Source organism: Micromonospora sp. NPDC049580 (assembly GCF_040675595.1).
In the GTDB taxonomy this organism is placed as follows: Bacteria; Actinomycetota; Actinomycetes; order Mycobacteriales; family Micromonosporaceae; genus Micromonospora.
In genome coordinates this window covers 1-1489 of the sequence record NZ_JBFAPG010000792.1, presented here as the reverse complement: position 1 = coordinate 1489, position 1489 = coordinate 1, and the positions used below count along the sequence as shown (strand labels likewise).

Below are 1489 nucleotides of genomic sequence, written 5' to 3'. Positions count from 1 at the left end.
CGCCGGTCCACCTGGCGAGGTCGGCCTCGAACGCGTCGACCTGCGGCCCGGTGGTGAGCCAGTCGCCGCGCAGCACGTCGGCGACGGCCGCGATGTCGTCCTCGCTGATGGACTGTCGGCCGTACGGGAGCATCGCTGTCATGCGGTGAGGCCGAGCATCTCGCGTAGCTGCTGCACGCTGAGCCACTCGTCGTTGGTGTCCGACTGGTAGGCGAAGCCGTCCGGCACGGGCTCGCAGTCGACCGGCGGCTGGTAGCCCCAGCCGGCGATGGTCGGCTGAACGATGTAACGGTCCTTGGCGCGCAGCGTCCGCCGGCTGTCGTCCGGGGCGATCATCTCCTCGTGCAGCTTCTCGCCGGGCCGGATGCCGATCTCGTGGGTGGTGGCGTCCGGCGCGACGGCCTCGACCAGGTCGAGGATGCGCATGCTGGGAATGCGCGGCACGAACAGCTCGCCGCCCTGCATCTGGTCGAACGAGTCCATGACGAACTGGACGGCCTGCTCCAGGGTGATCCAGAACCGGGTCATCCGCTTGTCGGTGATCGGCAGGCTCTTGCCCTCGGCGGCCAGCCGGTGAAACAGCGGGACGACCGAACCGCGGCTGCCGACCACGTTGCCGTAGCGGACGACCGCGAACCGGGTCGGGTGGTGCGCGGCGTAGTGGTTGGCCGAGACGAACAGCTTGTCGCCGACCAGCTTGGTGGCGCCGTACAGGTTGATCGGGCTGGACGCCTTGTCCGTGGAGAGCGCGATGACCTTCTTGACGCCGGCCTCGATCGCGGCGTCGACCACGTGCTGCGAGCCGGTGATGTTGGTGGCGATGAACTCCGACGGGTTGTACTCCGCCGTGTCCACCTGCTTGAGCGCGGCGGCGTGCACCACGTGGTCCACGCCGTGCATCGCCCGGGTGAGGCGGTGCCGGTCCCGGATGTCGCCGATGAACCAGCGCAGGCGCGGGTCGTCGCCGAGCTGCTGGCGCAGCTCGTACTGCTTGAGCTCGTCGCGGGAGAAGACCACCACCCGGGCGGGGTCGGCCTCGGTGAGGATGTGCCGGAGGAAGGTCCTGCCGAAGGAACCCGTTCCCCCGGTGATCAGAATGGACGATCCATTCAACTCACTCAATTTGGTGCTCCCGTGATCGTGGATGAACCGGCGGCCCTCGGCCGGCCGACCGGGGTGAGACGCTAACCCCGGCGGGTTAACGCCTCGGCGCTCGCGGGTTAACCGCTGCCCCTGCCGTCGTGAATGGCGAGCAGCGCGCGGGCGAACACTTCCAACCGTCCGGAAAGCGGGCTGACCAGGCCGGAAACGGCCGCTACAGTGGCCGCGCGAGCGACCCGCAGCCTCTGCGCGCCGTCGTCTCCCGCGTTCACCCGACATCCGCACCGCCTCGGTGCGAGCGGGTCATCCCCGAGCGTCACCGGCCGGTAGGCGTGCCCACCCCCGCGCACCCCTAACGCCACATCCGGCACTGCAGCTCTCGGAAGAC

2 protein-coding genes are annotated in these 1489 nt (G+C 69.4%); both read right to left on the bottom strand.

Features of this window, described 5'->3' with window-relative positions:
• Positions 1-142 (bottom strand): DegT/DnrJ/EryC1/StrS family aminotransferase (locus AB0J68_RS32130; RefSeq protein WP_363942636.1); only part of this gene is annotated, 142 nt, incomplete at its 3' end.
• Entirely contained in the window at positions 139-1122 is a 984-nt protein-coding gene (pseB, locus tag AB0J68_RS32125) for a UDP-N-acetylglucosamine 4,6-dehydratase (inverting) (RefSeq protein WP_354855104.1), read from the bottom strand. The genes pseB and AB0J68_RS32130, both read right to left, overlap by 4 nt.
• Between the last annotated feature and the right edge of the window lie 367 nt (positions 1123-1489).